21 protein-coding genes are annotated in these 25,867 nt (G+C 59.8%); 15 read left to right on the forward strand and 6 right to left on the reverse strand.

All coding sequences use genetic code 11. The features are described from left to right. Positions 1-80 precede the first annotated feature (80 nt). Both BJ928_RS13100 and ligD read left to right on the forward strand, forming a co-directional pair. A complete protein-coding gene (locus BJ928_RS13100) occupies positions 81-959 on the forward strand; it encodes a Ku protein (RefSeq protein ID WP_047629616.1) in 879 nt (292 codons plus the stop codon). A gap of 2 nt (positions 960-961) precedes the next feature. Next, positions 962-3,532, forward strand: a complete 2,571-nt coding sequence (gene ligD, locus BJ928_RS13105) for a DNA ligase D (RefSeq protein WP_047629618.1) — start codon at positions 962-964, stop codon at positions 3,530-3,532. A gap of 38 nt (positions 3,533-3,570) precedes the next feature. Here ligD and BJ928_RS13110 read toward each other — a convergent pair whose 3' ends face one another. Continuing rightward, positions 3,571-4,377: a Ku protein gene (locus BJ928_RS13110; protein WP_047629620.1), complete on the reverse strand. Its 807-nt coding sequence runs from the start codon at positions 4,375-4,377 to the stop codon at positions 3,571-3,573. Between the two features lie 560 nt (positions 4,378-4,937). On the opposite strand from BJ928_RS13110, the gene BJ928_RS13115 reads away from it, so the two are divergent. The 8 genes from BJ928_RS13115 to BJ928_RS13150 all read left to right on the forward strand — a co-directional run bounded on the left by BJ928_RS13115 (position 4,938) and on the right by BJ928_RS13150 (position 12,709). Further along, positions 4,938-5,216 (forward strand): hypothetical protein, encoded by a 279-nt coding sequence (locus BJ928_RS13115; RefSeq protein WP_245432295.1) that lies wholly within the window; start codon positions 4,938-4,940, stop codon positions 5,214-5,216. A gap of 376 nt (positions 5,217-5,592) precedes the next feature. Next, entirely contained in the window at positions 5,593-6,606 is a 1,014-nt protein-coding gene (tauA, locus tag BJ928_RS13120) for a taurine ABC transporter substrate-binding protein (RefSeq protein WP_047629622.1), read from the forward strand. A gap of 57 nt (positions 6,607-6,663) precedes the next feature. Continuing rightward, positions 6,664-7,452, forward strand: coding sequence for an ABC transporter ATP-binding protein (locus BJ928_RS13125; RefSeq protein WP_047629624.1), 789 nt, complete (start codon positions 6,664-6,666; stop codon positions 7,450-7,452). Continuing rightward, positions 7,449-8,303, forward strand: coding sequence for an ABC transporter permease subunit (locus tag BJ928_RS13130; protein ID WP_047629627.1), 855 nt, complete (start codon positions 7,449-7,451; stop codon positions 8,301-8,303). The genes BJ928_RS13125 and BJ928_RS13130 overlap by 4 nt, the downstream gene beginning before the upstream one ends. A gap of 85 nt (positions 8,304-8,388) precedes the next feature. Continuing rightward, positions 8,389-9,504 carry an LLM class flavin-dependent oxidoreductase gene (locus BJ928_RS13135; protein ID WP_052227527.1) on the forward strand — a complete coding sequence of 372 codons (1,116 nt, stop codon included), beginning with the start codon at positions 8,389-8,391 and terminating at the stop codon, positions 9,502-9,504. A 105-nt stretch (positions 9,505-9,609) separates the two neighbouring features. Beyond that, the gene (gene mntR, locus BJ928_RS13140) at positions 9,610-10,059 is read left to right on the forward strand and encodes a manganese-binding transcriptional regulator MntR (protein ID WP_047629628.1); all 450 of its coding nucleotides are present in this window, start codon (positions 9,610-9,612) and stop codon (positions 10,057-10,059) included. Positions 10,060-10,277: 218 nt separating this feature from the next. Further along, a complete protein-coding gene (locus tag BJ928_RS13145) occupies positions 10,278-11,747 on the forward strand; it encodes a sensor domain-containing diguanylate cyclase (protein ID WP_047629629.1) in 1,470 nt (489 codons plus the stop codon). Between the two features lie 122 nt (positions 11,748-11,869). Further along, positions 11,870-12,709, forward strand: coding sequence for a mechanosensitive ion channel domain-containing protein (locus BJ928_RS13150; protein WP_047629630.1), 840 nt, complete (start codon positions 11,870-11,872; stop codon positions 12,707-12,709). Between the two features lie 173 nt (positions 12,710-12,882). Here the strand turns inward: BJ928_RS13150 and BJ928_RS13155 are convergent, their stop codons facing one another. The 4 genes from BJ928_RS13155 to BJ928_RS13170 all read right to left on the reverse strand — a co-directional run bounded on the left by BJ928_RS13155 (position 12,883) and on the right by BJ928_RS13170 (position 16,616). Further along, entirely contained in the window at positions 12,883-13,545 is a 663-nt protein-coding gene (locus tag BJ928_RS13155; RefSeq protein WP_047629632.1) for a hypothetical protein, read from the reverse strand. 413 nt (positions 13,546-13,958) lie between these two features. Continuing rightward, positions 13,959-15,050, reverse strand: a complete 1,092-nt coding sequence (locus tag BJ928_RS13160) for an LLM class flavin-dependent oxidoreductase (protein ID WP_047629633.1) — start codon at positions 15,048-15,050, stop codon at positions 13,959-13,961. A gap of 240 nt (positions 15,051-15,290) precedes the next feature. Beyond that, positions 15,291-15,602 (reverse strand): hypothetical protein, encoded by a 312-nt coding sequence (locus BJ928_RS13165; RefSeq protein ID WP_047629636.1) that lies wholly within the window; start codon positions 15,600-15,602, stop codon positions 15,291-15,293. A gap of 105 nt (positions 15,603-15,707) precedes the next feature. Continuing rightward, positions 15,708-16,616 carry a LysR family transcriptional regulator gene (locus BJ928_RS13170; RefSeq protein WP_047629639.1) on the reverse strand — a complete coding sequence of 303 codons (909 nt, stop codon included), beginning with the start codon at positions 16,614-16,616 and terminating at the stop codon, positions 15,708-15,710. 104 nt (positions 16,617-16,720) lie between these two features. Between BJ928_RS13170 and BJ928_RS13175 the strand changes: the two genes are divergently transcribed. The 4 genes from BJ928_RS13175 to BJ928_RS13190 all read left to right on the forward strand — a co-directional run bounded on the left by BJ928_RS13175 (position 16,721) and on the right by BJ928_RS13190 (position 24,105). After that, positions 16,721-18,115 (forward strand): VOC family protein, encoded by a 1,395-nt coding sequence (locus BJ928_RS13175; RefSeq protein ID WP_047629641.1) that lies wholly within the window; start codon positions 16,721-16,723, stop codon positions 18,113-18,115. Between the two features lie 57 nt (positions 18,116-18,172). Then, the gene (locus BJ928_RS13180) at positions 18,173-19,705 is read left to right on the forward strand and encodes an aldehyde dehydrogenase family protein (protein ID WP_047629642.1); all 1,533 of its coding nucleotides are present in this window, start codon (positions 18,173-18,175) and stop codon (positions 19,703-19,705) included. Between the two features lie 5 nt (positions 19,706-19,710). Continuing rightward, positions 19,711-20,946, forward strand: coding sequence for a pyridoxal phosphate-dependent aminotransferase (locus BJ928_RS13185; protein WP_047629644.1), 1,236 nt, complete (start codon positions 19,711-19,713; stop codon positions 20,944-20,946). A 123-nt stretch (positions 20,947-21,069) separates the two neighbouring features. Then, positions 21,070-24,105 (forward strand): FAD-binding and (Fe-S)-binding domain-containing protein, encoded by a 3,036-nt coding sequence (locus BJ928_RS13190; RefSeq protein ID WP_047629646.1) that lies wholly within the window; start codon positions 21,070-21,072, stop codon positions 24,103-24,105. An 85-nt stretch (positions 24,106-24,190) separates the two neighbouring features. Here the strand turns inward: BJ928_RS13190 and BJ928_RS13195 are convergent, their stop codons facing one another. Continuing rightward, complete coding sequence (locus BJ928_RS13195; protein ID WP_047629647.1) at positions 24,191-25,294, reverse strand: saccharopine dehydrogenase family protein; 1,104 nt, start codon at positions 25,292-25,294, stop codon at positions 24,191-24,193. Positions 25,295-25,432: 138 nt separating this feature from the next. Here BJ928_RS13195 and BJ928_RS13200 point away from each other — a divergent pair, with 138 nt between their 5' ends. Further along, a complete protein-coding gene (locus BJ928_RS13200) occupies positions 25,433-25,864 on the forward strand; it encodes an Lrp/AsnC family transcriptional regulator (protein WP_047629650.1) in 432 nt (143 codons plus the stop codon). The last annotated feature ends 3 nt before the right edge of the window (positions 25,865-25,867 follow it).

The raw sequence follows: 25,867 nt of genomic DNA on the forward strand, positions 1-25,867 counted from the left end.
TCGGATGACCCTGATGTCATGTAGACGACAGGGAACAATGCCCATTCGACGCCGTTTGAGTCCTATCGTCGACATGGAGTCTGCAGATGAGCCCGCGCGCGCAATGGAAGGGGTACCTGAAGTTCGGAGAGGTCAGTTGCGCAATCGCGCTCTATACGGCGGTTTCCACTTCGGAGCGGATTTCCTTTCATACGCTGAACCGGGAAACCGGAAACCGCGTCAGGCGCGAATTCATCGACGGCGAGACCGGAAAGCCGGTGCCGCGCGAAGATCAGGTTAAGGGATATGAGCTCAACAAGGACGACTATATCGTCCTCGAGCCTGAGGAAATTTCTGCCGTGGTGCCGGAGAGCGACAAGATCCTGCACGTGAAGGCCTTTCTGGCATGTGCTGAGATCGACGACGTCTATTTCGACCGGCCGTATTATCTCGCTCCTTCGGCCCCGGCAGCGGAAGAGGCATTCACGCTGATCCGTGAGGGCATGCGCGCTCGGAAGGTTGCCGCCATTGCCCAGACCGTTCTTTTTCGCCGCCTGCGCACGATGATGATCCGCGCCCATGGCAAAGGATTGATCGCCACCACATTGAACTTCGACTACGAGGTGCGCCCGGCAAAGGAAGCCTTTGAAGACGTTCCGGACATGACGATCAAGGGCGAGATGCTCGATCTCGCCAAACACATCATCGATACGAAAACAGGGACCTTCCACGCAGGCGAATTCGATGATCGTTACGAGGCGGCCCTTGCCGATCTCGTGAAAGCCAAGATCGAGGGCAAGGCGATCCCACAGCGCAAGCCAGCAACACCTGCCAAGGTTACCGATCTCATGGAAGCCCTACGCCAGAGCGCCGGGCTGGATGGCAAAGGCAAAGCAAAGGCGAGGTCGAGCCCCCGGTCCAAGAAAGCAACGAAACCTCGCGCGCCATCCTCTTCACGCACGCAACGCAAGGCGAGCTGACCATGGCATTGGAAATCTACAATCGTAAGCGTGATTTTACTAAAACATCCGAGCCAAAAGGTCGCGCAAAGAGAAAAAAAGCCGCCGCTGCCGGCAGCAGCTTCGTCATCCAGAAGCACGATGCACGCCGCCTCCACTATGATTTTCGTCTTGAACTCGACGGCGTGCTGAAGAGCTGGGCCGTGACCAGGGGACCGAGCCTGGTGACCGGCGAAAAGCGGCTTGCGGTGCAGACCGAAGACCATCCTCTCGAATACGGTGGTTTCGAAGGCACGATCCCGAAGGGCGAATACGGCGGCGGCACGGTTCTCGTCTGGGATAAAGGCTCCTGGACGCCGATTGGCGATCCGCACAAGGGACTGACCAAGGGACATCTCGAATTCGAGCTCCACGGTAAAAAGCTCGGCGGACGCTGGCACCTGATCCGGATGGCCGGAAAACCCCGCGAGAAGCGCGAAAACTGGCTGCTGATCAAGGGAGAAGACAATGCGGCTCGCCCCGAAGGAGCACTCGACATCCTGGAAGAACGACCGGAATCGGCCAAGACGGGACGGCTTATCAACGAGGTCGAGAACGAGAGGCCGGGCTGGTCATCCAAGACGGGTAAGATCGATCGCAGAACGGCGAAACCGAAGAACAGCTCCCCTGTGTCGAGTAAGACAGAACCAGAACGCGATACAGAGCCTGTCGATCCCTCTTCCTTGAAGGGCGCAAGGAAGGCAGCGCTGCCTTCCTTTATCGAGCCGGCTTTAGCGACACTGGTATCCAAGCCGCCCTCGGGTAAACGTTGGCTCCACGAAATCAAGTTCGACGGCTACCGGCTTGAGGTCCGCATCGAGGCTGGCCGCATCAAGTTGCTGACGCGCAGCGGTCTCGACTGGACGCAAAAATTCGGCAAGGAGATTCTCGCCGCCTTCCGGGATCTTCCGGTCGGCACAGCTGTCATCGATGGCGAACTGGTCGTCGAGCCCGCGGCCGGCGCCTCTGACTTTTCCGCCCTCCAGGCCGACCTTAGCGAAGGGCGCAGCGACCGCTTCGTCTTCTACGCGTTCGATCTCATCTATCTCGACGGCTATGACCTGACCGCCTGCCCGTTGATCAGCCGCAAGGAATTGCTGCAGAAGACCATTCCATCCGAAACCGGGACCCTTCGCTTCAGCAGTCACTTTGATGAAAATGGAAACCTGCTGCTTAGCCATGCCTGCCGATTGAGCCTGGAAGGGATCGTATCCAAGGTCGCCAGCGATCCCTATCGCTCCGGTCGCAGCAAGACATGGATCAAATCGAAATGCTCGTCACGGCAGGAATTCGTCATCGGAGGCTTTGTGCCCTCGACCACATCTCGAAAGGCGATCGGCTCGTTGGTTCTCGGTGTCTACGAGGACGGCAAGCTGGAGCATGTCGGCCGCGTCGGCACGGGCTATACGCACACCGTCGCCGAGCAGCTCTTCCAGAAGCTGACGCGCATGAAGCCGGAGGAAAACCCCTTTGCCACAAAGCTGACCGCGGAAGAAAATCGCGGCGTCCGCTATGTGCGGCCGGATCTCGTGGCGGAAGTCGAGTTTCGCGCCTGGACGGCCGACGGCCACCTGCGCCACGCCTCTTTCCGCGGACTTAGAGAGGACAAGAACCCGCTCGACATCGTTCGGGAGACGCTGGAATCTCCGATGAAAGCCTCAACGGAAAAGCCTCCCGGAAGCAGCGTATCCCTCACCCACCCGGATCGCCTCTATTGGCCGGACCAAGGCGTGACCAAGGCCGGGCTTGCCGACTACTATAGCGAGGTCTGGCGCTATATGGGTCCTTTCGTCGTCGGACGGCCGCTCGCGCTGGTGCGCTGTCCGAATGGAATCGGCGGCCAGCACTTCTTCCAGAAACATGACTGGAAGGGCATGAACAAGAATATCGCGCTGGCAAAGGACCCGCAGGACGACGAGCCTTATGTGAGCATCGATGACCTGAATGGCCTGATCGGCCTCGTGCAGGCCGCGGTCCTCGAAATCCATCCCTGGGGATCGATGGTTGGCGATTGGGAAAGGCCTGACATGATCGTCATGGATCTCGATCCCGGTCCGGACGTCGCATGGCGCGAAGTCATCGTCGCGGCCAAGGAAACAGCCGAACGGCTGAGACAGGCGGGCCTCGTACCTTTCGTCAAGACATCGGGAGGCAAAGGATTGCATGTCGTGTGCCCGCTGGTCGCCAAGGCCGAATGGCCGGCCGTCAAGGCCTTTACCAAGGGTATCGCCGATGCGATGGCGGCAGACGCCCCCGATCGTTACGTCTCGACGATCACCAAGTCGAAACGCCGCGGCAAGATCCTCATCGATTATCTCAGAAACCAGCGCGGCTCGACCGCCGTCGCCCCCTATTCGACCCGCGCGCGTCCGGGAGCGGCCGTCTCCATGCCTTTGTCCTGGGAGGAGTTGAGCCCGGCAATCGGCCCGGACTATTTCACCGTGCTCAACGTGCCGACACGGCTTGCGGCGCTCAGATCGGATCCTTGGGCCGATTTCAGGCGGGCGGCCGAACCCTTGCGTCAGCCCAACGGGAAGCGCAAACGCGGTTCCTGACAGACGCCCGGCTTTGCGAGGGAAGCCCGCCATGTGAACTATCGTTTTTTTGCGCTTCTTTCCTGCGAAAGGCTCTTTCGAAGCGCATCCATGATGTTGATGACATTGTCTGGCGCAGGCGTCTTCTCCATCTTCGTCTTCGAGGGACGCTTGCGACCTTTCTTCTTGGAAGCAATGATTTCGAGAAGCTTGTCCTGGACGGGATCGGAGACCATTTCAGGATCCCATGGCTTGGTACGTTCTTTTATCAATTCTTCGACAAGCTTCATCAGCTTGGCATGGGCCGGTTTCGCGTCGATATCCTCGAAGTAATCCTTCACGTCCCGGACCTCGTCGCCAAACCGCAAGGTCCAAAGGACGATCCCCCTGTCTCGCGGTTCCAGCATGACGGCCCGCTCGCGGCGATACATGACGAGCCGCGAGATGCCAACCATGCCACTCGCGGCCATCGCGTCGCGGATGACGCAATAAGCCTCCTCGCCGACGGCGTCATTGGGTGTCAGGTAATGCGGCGTGTCGAACCAGATCCATTCGAGACTGTCGCGCGGCACGAACATGTCGATATCGATCGTCCGGGTGCTTTCGAGCGCGACCGCATCGAGTTCGTCATCCTCGAGCATCACATAATCGTCCTCGCCGCGCTCATATCCTTTGACCTCATCGTCCTCGTCGACCACGCCGCCCGTGACGGAATCGACATATTGGCTGAGGACACGATTGCCTGTCTTTCGGTTAAGCGTGTGGAAGCGAACCTTCTCATTGTCGCTCGTCGCCGGCGCCATGGCGACCGGACAAGTCACCAGCGACAGTTTGAGATAGCCTTTCCAGAATGACCGCGGCGCCATGAATTTCCTCCATTAGCAAGAGGAACGGTCGCGGGCACCCATGGTTCCGCTCGCGAATCCGTTCCGGCTCCAGCCTTAGTGCATGCCGCCACCGCCGCCTTCCTTGAGATCGACATTGCTGAGGATCAGTGCAAGCGGACTTCATACATCACCGCCCTTTAAACCTCGGAAACGGTCGTTTATCAGACGCCCTATCGACATTCGACTTTGGCGGTGTCGAGCACATCTATCAAAAGTCAGATCTCAGCTTCAACTAGCCACCGTTCCTCGAAGAAACGACCTCGAGAATCCGCTTCGGCGGGTTTTTTCGTCTTCTGTACAGAATCTGGCCGTCCAACTGTGACTCCTCTTGGACGCCAAATTGCTCACTTTCGCAGGCATCGCGGGATCGAGGCATTGAAATCATTGGCGTTTCTGGAAAAATGTGACATTTGTGACGGACCATGCAAGAAACAGCATGATGGCCTCAAAGAACAGCGCCGTGGGTTGCGATCACCAACTTCGTCGAAGAATGGCCGGGCGGGCGGCTCGGCATCGGACAGCGACTTTGCGATGATCGAATGGATAGATTGCCAAAAGCCGCAAATCAGTTCACTTTTTCAATCATGCCTAATATTGCGCGACCATTCGTGACCGATGATGATCCCGATAGGGAGATCCGCTGCCAGGACGCACTGCAAGCCGCTTTTCGAGAGTTGCTGATTGCAGCGACGCTGGCAGGTTGGTCGGAGCGCGAGGCTACTCGGGCAATCGGCGAGCTTGCGGACAAGCACCTTCTCTCGCTGGAGTCCAATGACAACACGGACGCGTTGATCGCGCTGCTGCGGCGGATGACCTAACCCCTCCATCCGGCCGATTCTTTCCGTTGTCTTTTCGGGTGTGCATCACGGGAATCTCCCGGAAGTGGTGTTCGACCGCAAAGGCCTCAATCTGATCCGCTGACGCTCGATTGCCGAATCCTGGGCCATTTGCGATGGATGTGCTGGCGGCAGCGGGATGCCTGGGCGGAACGATGAGACAATTGTGACGCCCGGCCCGGTTTACTCCTCCGAAGGGCGTGAAACCCGACGATGCCGTCGATTCAGACAAACAATTCCTATTATAATCTATAAAAATAGTTTGCTATTTCTGTCGATCCCATCCCCGATTTCGCTAGGCTTTGCTCATTGCACTCAGGGAACCGCCGGAAAACGTAGTCCGGCCAAGGGGACAAGTATGAAGTTCAACACACTGATCGCTGCCGTCGTCCTAGGCGTCGCCAGCATTTCGACGACGGTCGGCGCGTATGCTGCCGAAAAGAAGGTCGTCGTCGCCTATCAGACCGACGCATTGCCCTCTTCCGTCGCGATCGCCAATGGCGATTTCGCCAAAGAGACCGGCTACGAGATCGACTTCCGCAAATTCAACTCCGGAGCGGAGATCTTCGCAGCCATCGCATCCGGCGATGTCCAGATCGGCTACGTCGGTTCGAGCCCGTTTGCCGCTGCCGCCTCGCGCGGGCTCGAGGTGAAGGCCTTTTACCTCTCCTCCATATCGGGCGTCGATGAAGCACTCGTGGTGCGCAACGGCTCCGGCATCAACACGCTCGCCGATCTGAAGGGCAAGAAGCTCGCGGCAGCACCTGTCTCCACTGATCATTATCAGTTGCTCGCTCTCATCAAGTCTCTTGGCCTCAGCGAAAAGGACGTGCAGGTCTTCGCAGTGCCGCAGCCGGAAATCGTCGCAAGCTACAATCGCGGCGATATTGACGGCGGCTTCGTCTGGGACCCGGCACTGACCGAGCTCAAGAAGAGCGGCAAGGTGCTGGTGACTTCCAAGGACGTCGCCGACAAGGGCGCTCCGACGTTTTCCGCCTGGGTCGCGACCTCGAAATTCGCTGCCGACAATCCGCAATTCCTGAAGGCCTACGCCTCGGTGATCAACAAATACTATGCCTCGTTTGCCGTCGATAAGGCCGCGTGGGGACCGGATAGCGGCAATGCGAAAGCGCTTGCAAAGCTCCTGGGAGGCACGGCCGAGCAGCAGGCTGCAGCGCTCAAGAACCTTACTCTGTTGACGCCGGATGTGCAGGCATCGGCAGCATGGCTCGGCGGCGGCGACCAATCCGGCGCCGCCAGGATCCTGAAGGACACCGCAACGTTCCTTAAAAGCCAGGGGAAAGTCTCCGAGGTCCTGCCGAATTACGGCGCATTCGTCACGGCTGACGCATTCACCAGCGCCAGCAACTGATACCTCCCCGACACCGGCGCACGCGTTGCGTCGGTGTCGCTCCTTTTTGAGGGCCCCATGCTTCAAGTCGACCATGCCAGCGTTTTCTTTGCAGCGCGTGACGGCAGAACCGTTCACGCGCTCGACCGCGTTTCCTTCAATATTCCCGAGCGCGGTATCGTCGTGGCGCTTGGCGCATCGGGCTGTGGTAAATCCACCTTGCTCAACGCCATCGCCGGCTTCCTGCCGCTTTCGGAGGGAAAGATCACGCTCGACGGCAGGCCGGTCGCCGGCCCCGGTGCCGATCGCGGCGTCGTCTTCCAGAAGGATTCGCTGCTGCCATGGAAATCCGTGATCGACAATGTGGCCCTCGGCCTGCAGTTTGCCGGATTGGGACGACGGGAACGCCGGGAGCGCGCGTCCGAGCTTTTGCGCATCGTCGGGCTAGGCGACTTTGCCAATGCCCTGCCCTATGAGTTGTCGGGCGGCATGCGGCAGCGCGTCGGTATTGCCCGGGCTCTTGCCACCGATCCGGATATATTGCTGATGGACGAGCCCTTCGGCGCGCTCGACAGCCTGACACGCGAGCAGATGCAGGAGCTTTTGGTTTCCATCTGGGCCAGAACCGACAAGCGCATTTTCTTCATCACCCATTCAATCGAGGAGGCGCTGTTCCTCGGCACGGAGGTACTGGTCATGTCCCCAAGGCCGGGTCGTGTGGTTGCCCGCTTCGAGCTCGAGTTCGTGCATCGCTTTGCCGCAAGCGGCGATGTCAGGGCAATCGTCTCCTCTCCCGAATTCGGCAGCCTTCGGGAAGACATTCGCGCCATCCTCCATGACGCCGAAAACATCCGGAGCGCGGCATGAGCGACATTATCGAAACGCGCCCGATCGTCACGCCTCAAACACAAGCGCAGCCGAAGCTGGTTCGCATTCCAGGCTTCGGCGTCGGCGAGAAGCCGACTATCGCCATCAGTATCGCCACCGCGCTCGTCTTCCTGGCGTTGTGGTGGCTCGTCGCCAAGCTCGGACTGGTGTCGCATCTCTTCCTTCCGCGCCCCGACGAGGTGCTGACGCAGATCGGCGTCATCTATCGCGACGGTTATGCCGGCGCCTCGCTTTCCGAGCATGTTCTGGCGAGCCTGTTTCGCATTGTCGTCGCCGCGGTCATCGCGATCGGTGTAGGCATTCCCGTCGGCCTGTTGATGGGACTCAACCGTTGGGCAAAGGGCGTTCTGGATACGCCGATCGAATTCTATTGGCCGTTGCCTCCCCTTTCCTATCTGCCGCTGATGATCATATGGCTCGGCATCGGCGAGACCTCGAAGATCACGCTGCTCGTGCTCGCCATGTTCGCGCCGATCTGCCTGTCCGCCCAGGCCGGCGTCCGTTCGCTGCCGCTGGAGCGGGTCAACGCCGCGCGTTCGCTTGGTGCGAACCGGCTGCAGCTCTTCTTCGTCGTCGTCCTGCCATCGGCTCTGCCGGAGATCCTGACCGGTATCCGGATCGCCTTCGGCATTGGCTGGGGAACCCTGGTGGCGGCAGAGCTCATCGCCTCAACGCGCGGCATCGGCTTCATGATCATGTCGGCATCGCAGTTCCTCGCCACGGATGTCGTCTTCGTCGGCATCGGCATCATCGCGATCTGTGCCTTCGCCTTCTCGGCCGCCATCCGCATTCTCGAAGCCATTCTCGTTCCCTGGAAGGGCAAGCTCTAGATGCGATGCCCCTGAGCCGAGCATTGAACGCGGCTCTCTCTGCCACAAATCCCACATTAATTCATACAGACCGACAGGCGCAGGCATGAGCGATAATAGCGAATTTCTCTGGTACATCCCGAATGACGTAAAACCGGGCCATCGCGGCGATTCCGCCGTTGAGAACCATAACAGCCTGGAGACGCTCACCAGCCATGCCAAGGCTCTGGAGGATCACGGCTGGAAGGGCGCGCTGGTCGGCACGGGCTGGGGTCGCCCCGATACTTTTACCGTCGCGGCAGCGCTTGCCGCACGCACCACCACGTTCGAACCGCTGATTGCAATCCGCCCCGGCTACTGGCGACCGGCGCATTTCGCTTCCGCCGCTGCAACGCTCGATCAACTGAGCGGCGGCCGCGTGCGCGTCAACATCGTATCGGGCAAGGACAATCTTGCCGCCTATGGTGACAGCGAGGGCGATCAGGCCCATCGCTACGGCCGCACCAAGGAATTCATGCGGCTTACCCGCAAGCTCTGGACGCAAGAGAATGTGACCTATGAGGGAGAGCATTTTCGCGTCAGAGAATCCACGGCTGCGCCGCGCATCGAGCCTCGTGGCGAACGCCTGCATCCCAAGCTCTATTTCGGCGGCGCTTCGGACGCGGCGGAACGTGTTTCCGCCGCGGAGGCCGATGTCCAGCTTTTCTGGGGCGAGCCGCTCGCCGATATCGCGGAGCGCATCAGCCGACTCAAGGCGCTAAGCACAGACCTCGACCGCGATCTGCCGCCGCTGGAATTCGGACTGCGCATCACGACGCTGGTTCGAGGCACCACGGAAGAGGCCTGGGCAGATGCCGAGGCAAAGGTTGCGGAGATGGCGAAGAACAACGGCGTCGGCTGGAACGACCACCGGCAATCGATCGCTGTCGGGCAGAAACGGCTGTTCGATCTTACCGCACGCGGCGACGTGCTCGATGACAATCTCTATACCGCGCCGGGCAAATTCGGCGGCGGCGGCGCCGGCACCACCTGGCTGGTCGGCTCGGCTGAAGATGTCGCGAACTCCCTGCGCAAATATCGCGATCTCGGCATCACGCATTTCGTCCTCTCGGATACGCCGTACCTACCGGAAATCAAAAGGCAGGGCGAGCAACTGCTGCCGCTCTTACGGTCTGACGGCGGAATGCGACGCCCCGGTGAAGACAGGAGAAATTCGATTTGACGGCTGGCTGCGATCGGCAACCGGGGTTTCATAACGCAGCTGAATTATTTATAGTCGAGGCTAAACATCATTACACGACTCTCAACCCTAGGGAGATGAGCCGCCTTGACGAAATCGCCTGCCGCCCCGGAAAGCCGTCTTTCTTCGACCGAGATCGAGATACATGCCGAGGCATTTCAGAAGAGCCGCGACGATCGACGCACGGAATTGATGGAAGACTACGTCGAACTCATCGCCGACCTGATAGAACATACCGGCGAAGCGCGCCAGACCGATATTGCCCAAAGACTGGGCGTGACGCAGCCGACAGTTGCCAAGATGCTCAAGCGACTGGCCGAAGAAAACCTAATTACCCAACGCCCCTATCGCGGCGTCTTCCTGACCGAAGAGGGCCAGCGCCTGGCTGTGGCGACCCGCCGGCGCCACGAAATCGTGGAGGCCGTTCTTTGCCGTCTTGGCGTTGATCCCGACACGGCAAGGAACGACGCAGAAGGCATCGAACACCATGTCAGCGAGAGAACCCTCGAAGCCTTCGAACGCTTCTTGAAGACATGACGCTTATATATCGAACACGTCCGATATCGATCAGACCAGAGAGCCATTTGGGGCACAGTTTCAGCAAGAATGGGTTGAAAAGAAGCGGATATTGATCGTCCGGCTTGACCTGCTGCCTGATATCAACGCAAGGTTTACGAATGCTCGTTAAGTAGAACTTAGCGAATTGCCGGCCTTTGCATTTGATGTACTGACTTTTATTGCCGGCGCAGGGAATCATGATGAACGCCCACGACTTCAGCAGCACCATTTTCGACCTCGCCCCCGTCGCCATGTGGCTGGAGGATTTCAGCGGGGTCAAGGAGCAGTTCGAACTTTGGCGTGACGAAGGCGTGACCGACCTGCGTTCCTATCTGCTTGCCGACGTGCAGCGCGTCGCTGCCTGCTCGCAAAAGATCAAGCTTCTTGCCGTCAATGCCAGAACGCTGGAACTCTTCGAAGCGCCGTCCTTCGAAACGCTTGTCGGAAATCTTTCCCGCGTCTTCCGGGACGAAATGCTGCAAAGCCATGTGAACGAGCTTGTCGCGCTTTGGGAGGGCAGGACTGAGTTTTCCGGCACTGCGATCAACTATTCGCTCAGCGGCAGAAGGCTTGACATCCAGCTTCGCGGCGTCATCCTGCCGGGTCATGAGACGTCCTGGAGCAGGTTGCTGCTGACCACGGAAGACGTGACGGCGCGCGAGGAAGCAAGGCGGCAGGAAGAGCGGCAACGCCGCTACGCGGAGGGGATGTTCGAGCATTCGCCCGTCTCTCTCTGGGTCGAGGATTTCAGCCGTATCAAGATTCTGCTCGACGAGATCCGCCACCGCGGCATCGTCGACTTTCAGGTATTCCTCGACGTGCATCCGGAATTCGTCCAGCAATGCATGAGCGAAATCAGCGTGCTCAATGTCAATCAGGCAACCCTCGATCTCTTCTGTGCGCCGGATCGCCAGACGCTGCACCATCGGATCGGCGAAGTGTTCCGCGATGATATGGAGAAGCATTTTCGCGGACAGCTGGTCGAGCTATGGAACGGCCGCCTCTTCCATCAGCGCGAGGTGCTGAACTATGCCCTCGACGGATCGGAGCGTCACGTTCTCCTGCAATTTTCCGTATTCCCCGGCTACGAGGACGACTGGTCGCTCGTGCAGGTGGCGCTGACCGATATTACGGCGCGCAAGAAGGCGGAAGCCTATCTCGAATATCTCGGCAAGCACGACGTGCTCACAAGGCTTTACAACCGCGCCTTCTATATGGACGAACTCAACAGGCTGGAGCGCAAGTCGCTTCGACCGGTATCCGCCATCATCATCGATCTCAACGGCCTGAAGGAGGCCAATGACGAGAGCGGTCACGACGCCGGCGATGCGCTGCTGCGCCGCATGGGCGAAGTGCTGAACAGCGTCGTCTCCCTGCCGAACCACGCGGCGCGCATCGGCGGTGACGAATTCGCCGTTCTCATGCCGGGCGCGGACGACATTACCGCCACGGCAATGGTGGAGACCATCAACGAGCTGCTGAAGATCAACAATCAGTTCTATTCCAGCGCGCCGCTCAGCGTCTCTATCGGCGTAGCAACAAGCCAGCCCGGCGAGACCATGGAAGCGATGATCAAGCGCGCCGATCTCGGCATGTACGAGCAGAAGAAGGCGCATTACGCTGCGGTCGCCACCATGGGCCCACATCAGGCAAAGCATGGCGCCTGACGCCTCCACCTGAAAACCAACCCACGCAATCCATTGAAACGGCTGCCTTTCATTGTGCTCGATAATCGGGAACAAAGATTGCGACTTCTCATTTGGCTCTCTGGGAAAGATGGAGTTTTGACATGGAAGATCAAACGGCCAACATCGTCGTCGCCACCCGGACTGCACTCGATCAAGCCTCGGCGCTCGCGGTCCAATACGGCTTCTCGCTTCTCGGCGCGATCATTCTCCTGATCGGCGGCTGGCTACTGGCAGGCATCATTAGCCGCTCGGCTTATCGCGTCATCTCGCGCATTCGCGGCATAGACGAAACGCTGGCGAGCTTCTTCCAGAACGTCCTGCACTACAGTTTGCTTATCCTCGTCTTCATCACCGTGCTTGGCCAGTTCGGTGTGCAGACCGCCTCGATCATTGCCGCTCTCGGCGCCGCCGGCCTGGCAATCGGCCTGGCACTGCAGGGCACGCTCCAGAACATCGCCGCCGGCATCATGCTGCTGATCCTGCGGCCGTTCCGTGTCGGCGAATATATTGAGACGACCAATGTCAAAGGCTACATCAAGGACATCGGGCTCTTCGCAACGGAAATGAGGACGGCGGACGGCCTCTATCTCATGGCGCCGAATTCCACGCTCTGGAACACGCCCATCACCAATCATAGCCGCGAGCCGGATCGTCGCCAGCAGTTGTCCGTCGCCTTGGGCGACAAGGTCGACATCGATCTTACCCGCAAGACTATCCTCGACATCCTTAAAGCGGACCAACGCATCAAGACCATGCCCGCGCCGAAGGTCTACCTCGATGATCTGGCAGTCGACCAAGCCGTGCTCAACATCGAATATTGGGCAATCACCTCGTCTTGGTCGGATGTCCGGCACGATGTGGTATCGAAACTGAAAGCCAAGCTTGCCGAACCCGACATCACAGTCAAATCGCCGGCTGATGCAACAGGTCCGGCCGACTAACCGTCCTGGCGCAAGCGCTAAGCCTGCCGCCGGCAGGGAGTTGAACCAGCGGCAGGCTTCGCGAGGTCACAACACCCCAAGCAAGATCGATGTCCTGCCAGTTGTAAACTGCCGCAAGCGGCATTTGTTCCTCGCATAGATAAGTAAATGCCGGAGGCGGCAACCTCCCAGCCTTACCATCTGATGCGGTAATCCACGCGCACATTGCCTGTTGGTGTCAACGTCTGCGGATCGGCAAAGGAAGCCGAAAAGTTCAGGTTCGGCGCCAACGGCTGTTGAAACGAAACCGTAGTCGAAAGGACGTTTCCGACATCCTTCAGATTGCCGATCGCCGACACGGAGGTTCCCGTCCAGGGAACGGCGACGGTTACGGCCTGCGTCGCGATAATGGAGTTGGCGGCGTTTCGCGAGCCTGCATAGTTCACGTTCAGCGACCGAGATGTCCTCATGTCCAGATTTTCCGACACCGTCCAGCTTCGCGAACGTTCGAGGCAGAGCGTTCCCGTGCTGTTCAGCGTATCGACCCTCAACGCGACTTCGCGTCGTAATACGGTCGAAAAGCGCTTGTGATCGTCGATCGCCGTGCCCCAGAGTGTCGCCAGGCTGCTGCTGCGCAAGATCGTACCGCTCGCTGCCCCACCCAGGCCCAGATCCATGCCCGCACTGACTTCCCATGCCATCGGCAGTCGAAAGCCGAGCGTCGTCTTGTACGTTCGCGGCGCGACCTTGACTGGCGACCAGATCATTAGGTCGCTGGCTTTGGCGACCTGTGGCAAGCTGACACTCGCGAGAAGACCAAGAACGCCGCGAAGGGCGCGTTTTGACTTAATGCCCATGTTAAAGCCCGCATTCTCCATACCCGACGCAACCGCGTTCGGGACGCACTAAGACAGCGACCAGACACGGAACAACGCCGCATTCTGGCCTTGGATTGATTTGTTCGGTTAAGCGCCGGCAAACTGCGGCGCGTCGGAGCCAAGGTTGACGGCATCCGGTTGAAGGGATCGTCGCCGCCGCAAATCGAGCAGCACCCCTCGCCTAGAGACTCCCATCCGGGGCCGCGCTTGTAAACCCCTTGAGCCGATGTTTTTTGCTGCGTTGCACACATGTCGCAGTCAAGACATGCGACATGAAAACGACAATTCGGTGATGTATCACGAAAGCTGGCTCATACCGGCCGGCTATGGCCCCGATGGCGAGTGATCACATTCGCGCGAGCAAGGTCGCACCCAGACGGTAATGCGGCGGCTCACTCGACCCGGAGCCCGGCCTTCTTGAGAATCGGCAGCACCCGATCGCAAAAATAGGGAAGCTCCTGCGTGTAATTGACGAAGGATAGCGCAATGCCCGCATAGCCTTGCGCGGCAATGGCAATCATCTCGTCCGCAATCCGCTGCGGGGTTCCGATCAGCGGATAGCTGCCTGCCCCACCGGCAAAGCGTTGGCGATAGCGGTCATAGGCTTCGCGACCATGGGACTGCGAGAACTCCTTCTTGCCGGCCATGTGCTGATCGACGGCGGCGTGATCCGCCATGGTTACGGCATAGCGGGTGTAATAGTCCTCAGCCTCTGTTTGCGCCTCGCGGCAGACGACATGACAGACTGTATAGACCCCGACCTGCCGGCCCTTGCCTTCGGCGCGCCCGGCGATATCAGCCACATGTCTTCCCGCCTCGTCGATCTCGGTAAAGGTGGTGAAGAGATAGTCGCAATGGCCGGCGGCGAAGTCGCGGCCAAGGCCCCCGAATGCCGCATTCATCGTGACCGGTCGCGGCGCCTGCAGGCTTGCAGGGCGGCTGACGGCTTCCTTCAGATTGTAATAAGTGCCGGCATAATCGAGCGGCTCGTCCGAGGCATAGAGCCTTTCGACGATTTCGAGCCATTCGGCCGCCTGGTCATATCCCTTTTCGACCAGCGGCACGCCGAACATGCCGAACTCCTTCGGATTCCAGCCGCAGACGATGTTCAGTCCGGCTCGACCCTGGCTGATATGGTCGACGGTTGCCAGCGACTTTGCCGCATACAGCGGATGGACAAGTGGCACATGTACGGTCATGAACAGCCCAATCCGGTCGGTCGCAGCCGAAAGTGCCGCCGCCCAGGTGAAGGTCTCGAACGACCATTCGCGAACCCGGTTCTTACCGCCAAAGCCGCGCCACCGGGCAATCGGCAGAAAGAATTCGAGCCCGGCGCGGTCAGCGATCTGTGCGGCGGTGAGATTGTCCTGCCAGTCAGCCGTCCAGCGCTCCGGCACATCAGTAATTGCCAGGCCGCCATCCGCATTGGCGGAAAAAACGCCGAGCTTCAACCGGTTCGGTCCCTTCAGCGGATGCGTCTTCATGGTGGTTTGCTCCTCCCCGAGTTCACCGCACGCCTGCGCTGCTCAAGATATGCAGCGACACGATACGAGAATGTGTGACGCTCGCGAGAGGGAATTTCAAGCTTAAAATTTATAGATCTACGTCGAATTCGGGGTCCACGAAATCGATGCCCCGGATGTCGCCTTGACGAGTGCTGCGAAGCATTGGCTCCACGCAAATTCACCGAGAGGTACGCGCTCCGGCGGCTAATAGCCTAGGGGCTATTTTCCCATTGATTTGTATTCAGCAATCGAGGCCTTGCCTGTCTTCTTATCGTAGAGACATAACAGGTTGACGTTCTGAACAGCGGCTTTCGATTTGCCGATCGAGCCACGCAGCAAGAGCCCGACCTTGCCGGTCGCATCATCAAAGACAATGGGAGCCGAAACCTCTGGCGTATTCATGCGGGACATTCCGATGCAGGTGCCGTTTACCTTGGCGAAAAGCGCGTCCCACGCGCGTTCGCTGGAAGCATAGCTCTGCGCACTCGACACGAGTAGAGCCAACGCGGCGATCCCAAATTTCTGATACATGTCAAACCTCTCGCACAGACCAAACGCCTTCTTGTTACGGCACCCTGAGCTGAGCCATGACGGCTGAGTGCCTGACGCGACTAGATACAAATCAACATGGCTTCATCAAGTCTGCTCTTGGGGAGTAACCTCACTCAGCAGCCAATCTTGAAACAATGTTGCTATCTCGTTCGTCTGCTTCTTTTCCGGCATGACGACATAGTAACTGTTCTCGGTCGGCATCGGCAGATCAAACAGCGGCCGAAGCGTGCCGGCCTTAAGCTCTTCCTCGATCAGATAGATCGGCAAAAGCGCGACGCCGAGCCCGGCGATGGCAGCGGCGATAATCATGGAGAATTGGTCAAAGCGCGCACCGGGATAGGCGTTCTCGGTCGGCAAGTCCTGCAAATCGAACCATTGCGCCCAAAGCTTTGGGCGGGTCGTCAGATGCAACAGCGGAGCCGCCGCCAGTTCTTCCGGTGCGGCAAGACCCAATCGTCCGGCAAGTTCCCGGCTGGCGACGGGCAACACGGTCTCGCTGCAAAGAAAGGTCGCAACAGCCCCTGCCCAGGCCGGCAAGCCATAGTGAATGGCGAGGTCGAAATTATCCTCATCAAAGCCGAAGGGCTTGGATCGCGATTCCACCGTGACGGCGACGTCGCGATGCTCGTCGAGAAACCGGCCGAGACGCGGCACCAGCCAGCGCGCGCCGAAGGTCGGCAAGGTCGCGACCTTCAGCGACAGTTTCATCTGGCCAGCGGCAACAGCGCCGATCATCAGCCGCTCCGAACGCAAGAGCAGATCTTTCACCTCCGGCAACAGCCGAAGACCAGCCTCGGAGAGGACGACGCGCTGGCGCACGCGTTCGAACAATTTCAGCCCCGTCTGCTGCTCGAGATCGCTGATCTGGCGACTGACAGCGCTTTGCGTGAGGTTCAACTCTTCGGCCGCGCGCGAAAAATTCTGGTGGCGCGCCGCGCATTCGAATGCCTGCAGATTGACGATATCAGGGATGAGGCGCCGACGCATATTCATTCCATTTTCGCATCAAGTTAGAATTCTCTCTCACAACAAAAGCGGCCAAACAAGAGATATTCTGCAAAACAGGAATGATATAGCCTTTCAGGAAGAGATCGCACATGAAGCCTGATCACGTCTCGACCAGCGATATTCGCAGCGCTTTTTCGGCCGCCATGTCGGCGATGTATCGCGAGGAAGTCCCCGCCTACGGCACGCTCATGGAACTGGTTGCCCGCGTCAACGACGAAACGCTCATCGCACAACCGAAGCTTAAGGAGCGCCTGGAGGCGACCGATTATCTCGATCGTATTTCCGAGGAGCGGCACGGCGCCATCCGGCTCGGGACAGCGGCGGAACTTGCGATGATGGCGCGCGTCTTCGCCGTCATGGGCATGTACCCGGTCGGTTATTACGATCTGTCGACCGCCGGCGTGCCGGTTCATTCGACAGCGTTTCGCCCGATCGGTGATGCCGAGCTGAAGCGCAATCCCTTCCGCGTTTTCACCTCGCTGCTGCGGCTGGATCTCATCGCCGATGAAGACCTTCGCAAGGCTGCCGCGGACATTCTTGCCAAGCGCCGGATTTTCACCGATGGCACGGTTGCGCTCACCGAGAAGGCCGAACGCGATGGCGGTCTGACCATGGCCGATGCCAGCCGGTTCGTCGACGAAGTGCTGGAAACCTTCCGCTGGCACGACGAAGCCAATGTCGATGTCGGCATGTACCACCGCCTTCACGATGCGCATCGGCTGATCGCCGATGTCGTGTCGTTCAAGGGGCCACACATCAATCATCTGACGCCGCGCACGCTCGATATCGATCAGGTCCAAGCATTAATGCCGGATTACGACATCGCGCCGAAAGCCGTCGTTGAAGGGCCGCCGACACGTGCCTGCCCGATCCTGCTGCGCCAGACCTCGTTCAAGGCGCTCGAAGAACCCGTTTCCTTCCGCAATGCCGATGGCGTTTGGGAGGCCGGCTCGCACACTGCCCGCTTCGGCGAGATCGAACAGCGCGGCATTGCGTTGACGCCGAAGGGCCGCGCGCTTTATGACAAGCTGCTCGATCAGTCCCGCAAGGTCGTGCGCCCGGCCGCCGACGGATCGAATGCCCGCGATTATGAGGCAGCACTTGCGCAGAGCTTCGCCGAATTCCCGGATGATTGGGCGGCAATCCGCGCCGAAGGCCTCGGCTACTTCACCTATTCGCTGACGGCCAAGGGCCAGACCGCCGCAACGAGCCATGCGGATATCGACGCGCTGATCGACCAGGGCCTCGTCCAGTTCGACCCGATCGTCTACGAGGATTTCCTCCCCGTCAGCGCCGCCGGCATCTTCCAGTCCAATCTTGGCGATGGCGCACAGCAGGATTTTGTCGCCAGCCCGAACCAGCAGCGCTTCGAAGCCGACCTCGGCATGAAGGTGCTGAACGAATTCGACCACTACGCCGGCATCGAACAGGCATCGATCGACGCCTGCCTGCGGGCACTATCCAAACAAGACGCCGCCGAGTGAGGCGCAGCGGCGTCAATCGCCGCTCGCCGGGATCAAAGACAATTGGAGTTTCATGAGATGAACATCGCAGCCAAGACCCCTTCCGTTGCAGCCGAAGCCGCCGCCATTCTCGAAAAGCTCGGCGTCGACAAGGCGCTGTATATCGACGGCAGCATGCCTTCCTACTCCCCGGTTACCGGCGAGAAGATCGGCAGCCTCAAGACCGTTTCGGCCGATGAAGCGGCAAAGAAAATCGAGAAGGCCCATGCCGCATTCCGCGCCTGGCGCCTCGTGCCGGCACCGAAACGCGGCGAACTGGTGCGCTTGCTCGGCGAAGAGCTGCGCGCCGCCAAGGACGATCTCGGCCGTCTGGTGTCGATCGAAGCCGGCAAGATCCGCTCCGAAGGCCTCGGTGAAGTGCAGGAAATGATCGACATCTGCGATTTCGCCGTCGGTCTCTCCCGCCAGCTCTACGGCTTGACGATCGCGACTGAACGTCCGGGCCATCGCATGATGGAAACCTGGCACCCGCTCGGCGTCGTCGGCATCATCTCGGCCTTCAACTTCCCGGTCGCGGTCTGGTCTTGGAACGCGGCGCTGGCACTCATCTGCGGCGACGCCGTCATCTGGAAGCCCTCGGAAAAGACACCGCTGACGGCGCTGGCCTCGCAGGCGATCCTCGATCGCGCGCTTGCCCGCTTCGGCGATGCCCCTGAGGGCTTGTCGCAGGTGCTGATCGGCGATCGTGCGATCGGCGAGATTCTCGTTGACCATCCGAAGGTGCCGCTCGTTTCGGCAACCGGCTCGACCCGCATGGGCCGCGAAGTCGGGCCCCGGCTCGCCAAGCGCTTTGCACGCGCCATCCTCGAACTCGGCGGCAACAACGCCGGCATCGTCTGCCCGTCGGCCGATCTCGACATGGCGCTGCGCGCCATCGCCTTCGGCGCCATGGGCACGGCCGGCCAGCGTTGCACGACGCTTCGCCGCCTCTTCGTCCACAAAAGCGTCTATGACCAGCTCGTGCCGCGTCTGAAGAAAGCCTATCAGAGCGTCTCGGTCGGCGATCCCCTGCACTCCTCCGCTCTCGTCGGTCCACTGATCGACAAGGCGGCGTTCGACGGCATGCAGAAGGCAATTGCCGAAGCGAAGGCGCATGGCGGCACGGTTACCGGCGGCGAGCGGATCGATGTCGGCCATGCCGACGGCTACTACGCAAAGCCGGCGCTTGTGGAAATGCCGAAGCAGGCAGGCCCGGTGATGGAAGAAACCTTCGCGCCTATCCTCTACGTCATGCCCTATGACGATTTCGATGCTGTCATCGACGAGCACAATGCGGTTGCCGCCGGCCTTTCATCCTCGATCTTCACGCGCGACATGCAGGAATCCGAGCGCTTCCTCGCAGCCGACGGCTCCGATTGCGGCATCGCCAACGTCAACATAGGCACGTCGGGTGCTGAAATCGGCGGCGCATTCGGTGGCGAGAAAGAAACCGGCGGCGGTCGCGAATCCGGCTCGGATGCCTGGAAGGCATACATGCGCCGTGCGACCAACACGGTGAACTACTCCAAGGCCCTGCCGCTGGCGCAGGGTGTCTCCTTCGACATCGAGTAAGCTCCATGACGATCGCCACGAAAATCGAAGAGGCGGGCTTTAAGCCCGCTTCGCGGATCGCTTCCATCGGCGTTTCCACTATTCTCCAGATCGGCGCGCGCGCCAATGCCATGAAGCGGGACGGCCTGCCCGTTATCATTCTCGGTGCGGGCGAGCCGGATTTCGATACGCCTGATAACGTCAAGGAAGCCGCAAAAGCCGCCATCGATCGCGGCGAAACGAAGTACACCGCGCTCGACGGCACGCCGGAATTGAAGAAGGCAATCGCCGGAAAATTTCAGCGCGAAAACGGCGTCGATTACGCGCTCGACGAAATAACCGTGGCGACGGGCGCCAAGCAGATCCTGTTCAACGCCTTCATGGCCTCGATCAATCCGGGCGATGAGGTCATCATCCCGACGCCCTATTGGACCTCTTACTCCGATATCGTCGAGATCTGCGGCGGCGTACCTGTTCTGATCCCTTGCGATGCTGAGGCCGGCTTTCGCCTCAAGGCTGATCAGTTGGAGAAGGCGATCACGCCGAAGACGCGCTGGTTGTTGCTCAACTCACCGTCGAACCCATCGGGTGCGGCGTATTCCGAGGCCGATTATCTGCCGCTGATCGAGGTCCTGCTACGCCATCCGCATGTCTGGCTGATGGTCGACGACATGTATGAGCATATCGTCTATGACGGCTTCAAGTTCGTCACGCCGGTCGCGATCGAGCCAAGCCTCAAGAGCCGGACGCTGACAGTCAACGGCGTTTCCAAGGCCTATGCCATGACCGGCTGGCGCATCGGCTATGCCGGCGGCCCGAAGGCGCTGATCAAGGCCATGGCCGTTATCCAGAGCCAGGCGACCTCCTGCCCCTCCTCCGTCAGCCAGGCCGCGGCTGTCGCCGCCCTCAATGGCCCGCAGGATTTCCTTGAGGGCCGCAAGGCAAGCTTCCAGAAACGGCGCGATCTGGTGGTCGGAAGGCTAAACGCCATTGATGGCCTGGATTGCCTTGTGCCGGAAGGTGCCTTCTACACATTCTCTGGCTGCGCAGGCGTACTCGGAACCACAGCGCCATCCGGAAAGTCCATCGAAACGGATGCGGATTTCTGCGCCTATCTGCTGGATGACGCGCACGTCGCCGTCGTACCCGGCTCGGCTTTCGGATTGTCACCCTATTTCCGCATTTCCTATGCGACGTCGGAAGCCGATCTCGTCGAGGCCCTCGATCGCATCGAAACGGCCTGCGCGGCTCTCCGCCGCTAAAGCAATTCTCGTGGAAGCGCAAAGCCGAACTGCGTGAAAACAAAGAGATAGAGCATCTCCGTAATTCTGTTTAGAAACGGGTATGCCCTAGTCATCGCGTAAAACGCCGGAAGCTTTCGCATCATGATACCACGCCTCGTTTCGGCCAAAGACAGCTTCAATCAGCAGATCGACGCCCTTGCGCGCCGACTGGCTGCACTCAAGTTTCAAGGCGATGTCGAGACGGATGATGGCGCGCGGACGGTCGCCTCGACCGACAATTCCATCTATCAGCTCAAGCCGGCAGCAATCCTCTACCCTCGCGGCATCGGCGACCTTAAGATTATCGCCAAAGCCATATCCGAGCCCGAGTTTTCCGATCTCGCCATCACCCCGCGCGGCGGTGGCACCGGAACCAACGGTCAATCCCTGACTTCAGGCATCGTCATCGACTGCTCCAGGCACATGAACCGCATTCTGGAGATCGATCCGGTACGAAGGATCGCGCGTGTCGAGGCTGGCGTCGTCAAGGATCAGCTCAACAAGGCGCTGAAACCATTCGGGCTGTTCTTCGCACCCGAACTTTCCACCTCCAACCGCGCGACCATCGGCGGCATGATCTCCACCGATGCCTGCGGCCAGGGGTCCTGTTTGTACGGCAAGACCAGCAATCATGTTCTCGGCCTTCGCGTGGTGCTTTCCGATGGCAGCGACTGGTGGTCGCGACCGCTCGCCGTTGCCGAACTGGAGGAGATCAAGGCGCGTGACGGTCGGGTCGGTGAAATCCACAGGGTCGTCGATGCGATTGCCAGGGACAAAAGCGAGCTCATCGCGGCGACCTTCCCGAAGCTCAACCGCTACATGACCGGCTACGATCTCGCCCATATCAGGCGCGAGGACGGCCGCTTCGATCTGAATGCGGTGCTGTGCGGCTCGGAAGGCACACTTGCGATGATCGCCGAAGCCGAGCTCAACGTGCTGCCGATCCCGGCGCATTCGGCCCTCATCAACATTCGCTATGGCAATTTCAACACGGCGCTTGAGGATGCACGGCGGCTGGTGGCGCTGAGGGTCGCTTCCGTCGAGACGGTCGACGAGAAGGTGCTGGGTCTGGCCAAGGGCGACATCGTCTGGAGCGGTATCGCGCGCTTTTTCCCAGAGGATGCTTCAGGCCACGCCAATGGCATCAATATCGTCGAAGTGCTGGCCGACAATCGCGACGAGCTGGAGCGTAAGCTGACCGATGTGACCGCCGCTCTTGATGACCTCTCGGCAGCCCGCCACAAGGGCTATACGATCGCGCGTGAAAGAGCGGAGATCGAAGCGATCTGGTCCATGCGCAAGCGCGCCGTGGGCCTGCTCGGCAATGTCGAAGGGCCGGTGCGGCCGGTGCCGTTCGTTGAGGACACCGCCGTCCCGCCCGAGCATCTGGCCGCCTATATCGGCGAATTCCGCGCACTTCTCGATGCCGAGGGGCTGGACTACGGCATGTTCGGCCATGTCGACGCCGGCGTGCTGCATGTCCGCCCGGCGCTTGATCTTACCCGCGCCGACCATCAGCCACTCGTCCGCAGGATCAGCGACGGCGTCGTTGCCCTTACCCGCAAATATGGCGGCGTGCTCTGGGGAGAGCATGGCAAGGGCGTGCGCTCGGAATATGTGCCCGCCTATTTCGGCGATCTCTATCCCAGCCTGCAGGAGATCAAACGCGCTTTCGATCCCGGCGACCGGCTCAATCCCGGCAAGATCGCCTCCGGCTCATCACGTCCATTACTCAAGATTGACGAAGTGTCGCTGCGCGGTGACTTTGATCGGATTATCGGCAACGATATCCGCGCCGCCTTCGATAATGCCGCCTATTGCAACGGCAACGGGGCCTGTTTCGATTTCGATGCGACGAGCCCGATGTGCCCTTCCTTCAAGGCGACGGGCGATCGGCGCTATTCTCCGAAGGGCCGCGCGGCGCTGATGCGGGAATGGCTGCGCCTGCTTGCCGAACGCCAGGTCGATCCGCGGCGCGAGGCGGAGGTGCTACGCCGCGCCAACCCTCTCGGCAATCTCGTGCGGCGGATGGTCAACTCGCTCGATCCGGCCAATCGAGATGACTTTTCTCATGAGGTGCGGGCGTCGATGGACACCTGCCTCGCCTGCAAGGCCTGTGCCGGCCAATGCCCCGTGAAAGTCAGCGTCCCGGCCTTCCGCTCGAAGTTCCTGGAGCTCTATTACGGTCGATACCTCAGGCCGCTGAAGGACCCGATCGTCGCCGCCATCGAAACGACTCTGCCGCTGATGGCGCGTTTCAAGCCCGGCTACAACATGCTGACCGGATCGGCCGCCGGCCAAGCCTTCATGAAGCTTGCGGGCCTCACGGCGCTTCCGACCATGCCTGCAATGTCGCTTGAGCGGGAAGCTGCCCGCCTTGGCGTGCAGGTTGCTACTCTTCAACGATTGAAGAAGCTCTCCATGGAGGAGAAGACGCAAGCCGTTGTCATCCTCGCAGACGTCTTCTCAACCCATTTCGATCCAGCCGTCGTCATTGCGGCACTGAAGCTCGCACTGAAAATGGGCTTCAAGCCGTGGCTCGCCATGTCGCAGAACAACGGCAAGGCCCTGCATGTGCATGGCTATCTCGGCCGCTTCGAAAGGGCGGCGGCGAAATCCCGTGACTATCTCGATCGCATCTCGCAGATGGGCGTCCCGCTTGTCGGCATAGATCCGTCGATGACGCTCACCTATCGCAGCGAATATGCCGCTCTGCCCTCTACCCGGCTAGGGGCCTCGGTGCTGCTGCTTCAGGAATGGCTTGCAGCCAATCTCGACCGGTTGCCTTCGCCACGAGCCTTACCGCAGGAGCGTTTCACGCTGCTTGCCCACTGCACGGAAAAAACGAACGCGCCGGCTGCTCTCAAGCAATGGTCCGTGCTCTTCGGGAAGCTTGGCATCAAGCTCAATATGGCCGATGTCGGCTGTTGCGGTATGGCAGGCACGTTCGGCCATGAGGTGCGCAATCGCGCGATTTCAGAGAAGCTCTACACAATGAGCTGGCAGGACAGGGTCGCTGAGAACGGCGATCAAACGGTGGTCATGGCGACCGGTTTCTCCTGTCGTTCGCAGGTTGCCAAGATCGATCGTCAGACCATCCAACATCCCGTCGAGATTCTCGATCGGCTGATTGCCTAGCCGCTTCAGAGCCGCTGCCAACGGCCAAAACACATGTGGCGCCCGAAGGCGCCACATCTCGAAAATAGTAAGTGGAAATAGCCGCTTAGACGGCTTCTCTCATCCTGATCTTCTCCAGGCTATAAACCTGCCCGAAGCGATTGGCGAGGAAATCGCCGAAATCGATTTCTTCCTGGCAGACAAAGCCCTTGGCGGGCAGCTTGCCCTGCGCCAGCAAATCAAGCACGGTGGTGATGCCGGCGGCCGTGGTGATCTGGATCGCGCTCATCTTCTTGCCCGCAACGATGCCGGCATAGACCTTGTTGGCATAGGTCTCCTGCATGTAGCGGCCTTCGCGCCAGCCGCAGACGGTGACGAAAACGACGACCACGTCCTGCATGGTGGCCGGCAGCGCATTTTCGAAGAGATCCTTCAGCACATCGCGGCGGTTCTTGAGGTTCAGGTCGTTGAGCAGCGCCTTGATGATGGCCTGATGACCGGGATAGCGGATGGTGCGGTAGTTCATCGTGCGCACGCGGCCGGAAAGCGTCTTGGCGAGCGTGCCGAGACCACCCGACGTATTGAATGCCTCATAGGTGACGCCGTCGAGCGAGAATTCCTCGCGCTCTTCCATGGCCGGCACGGTGACAAGCTTGCCTTCGACGATCGCCTCGCATGGCTCGATATATTCGTTGATCAGGCCGTCCGTGCTCCAGGTCAGGTTGTAGTTCAGAGCGTTCGACGGATACTGAGGCAGCGCACCGACGCGCATGCGCACGCTGTCGAGGCTGTCGAAGCGCTTGGCGAGATCATTGGCGACGATCGAGATGAAGCCCGGCGCCAGACCACACTGCGGGATGAAGGCGGTGTTTGCCCCCTGAGCCAGCTCTTCCACCTTCTTAGTCGTCGCGACGTCTTCGGTGAGATCGAGATAGTGAACGCCGGCTTCAAGTGCCGCTTCCGCAACGAAGCCTGTGAGATGGAACGGCGCTGCCGACAATACGGCGAACTTGCCCTTCAAAACGCCGACGAGCCCGGCGCGGTCGGAAATGTCGACGGCGGCCGTGGAAATTGCAGGGTGACGATCGATCTTGTCGAGCTGTTCCTGGCTGCGGTCGGCGACAACGACCTTGTAATCGCCCGTTTCGGCCAGCATCAGAGCGATCGCCCCACCGATCTTGCCTGCGCCGATTACCACTATGTCTTTCATATGACTCCCCTGCATTTCATTGATAAGATTTTTATAAGTGTAGGCAGGAATTGAACGATTCATAGCGACATAAAATGCATTTCGTTGTATGAATTTGTACAAAATGACGAAATCATTTCGCAAAATGCAGGAATAGCCATGCAAGTTACCGATAAGGACCGCGAATTGATCGCCTTGCTCGGCGAGAACGCCCGCATGCCCGTCGCGACGCTCGCCAAGAAGCTGTCGCTGTCGCGCACCACAGTTCAAGCCAGGCTCGAACGGCTGGAGAGGGAAGGCGTGATTTCAGGCTATGGTGTGCGGCTGTCGGAGACCTATTTGTCCGGCCTCATTCGGGCGCACGTGCTGATCACCATCGCGCCGAAAGCGCTGTCGGCGGTGACGGCGTCGCTGGATGCCATTCCGGAGGTGACGACACTTCATTCGGTGAGTGGCACGTTCGATCTGATCGCCATTATTGCCGCGCCGTCGATCTCCCAACTGGATCAGCTGATCGATGGTATCGGCACAATCGATGGCGTCGAACGCACTCTGTCGTCCATCATTCTCTCAACACGAATCTCGCGTTGATGC

It is taken from the genome of Rhizobium sp. WW_1 (assembly GCF_003610155.1).
Taxonomy (GTDB): Bacteria; Pseudomonadota; Alphaproteobacteria; order Rhizobiales; family Rhizobiaceae; genus Rhizobium; species Rhizobium tropici_A.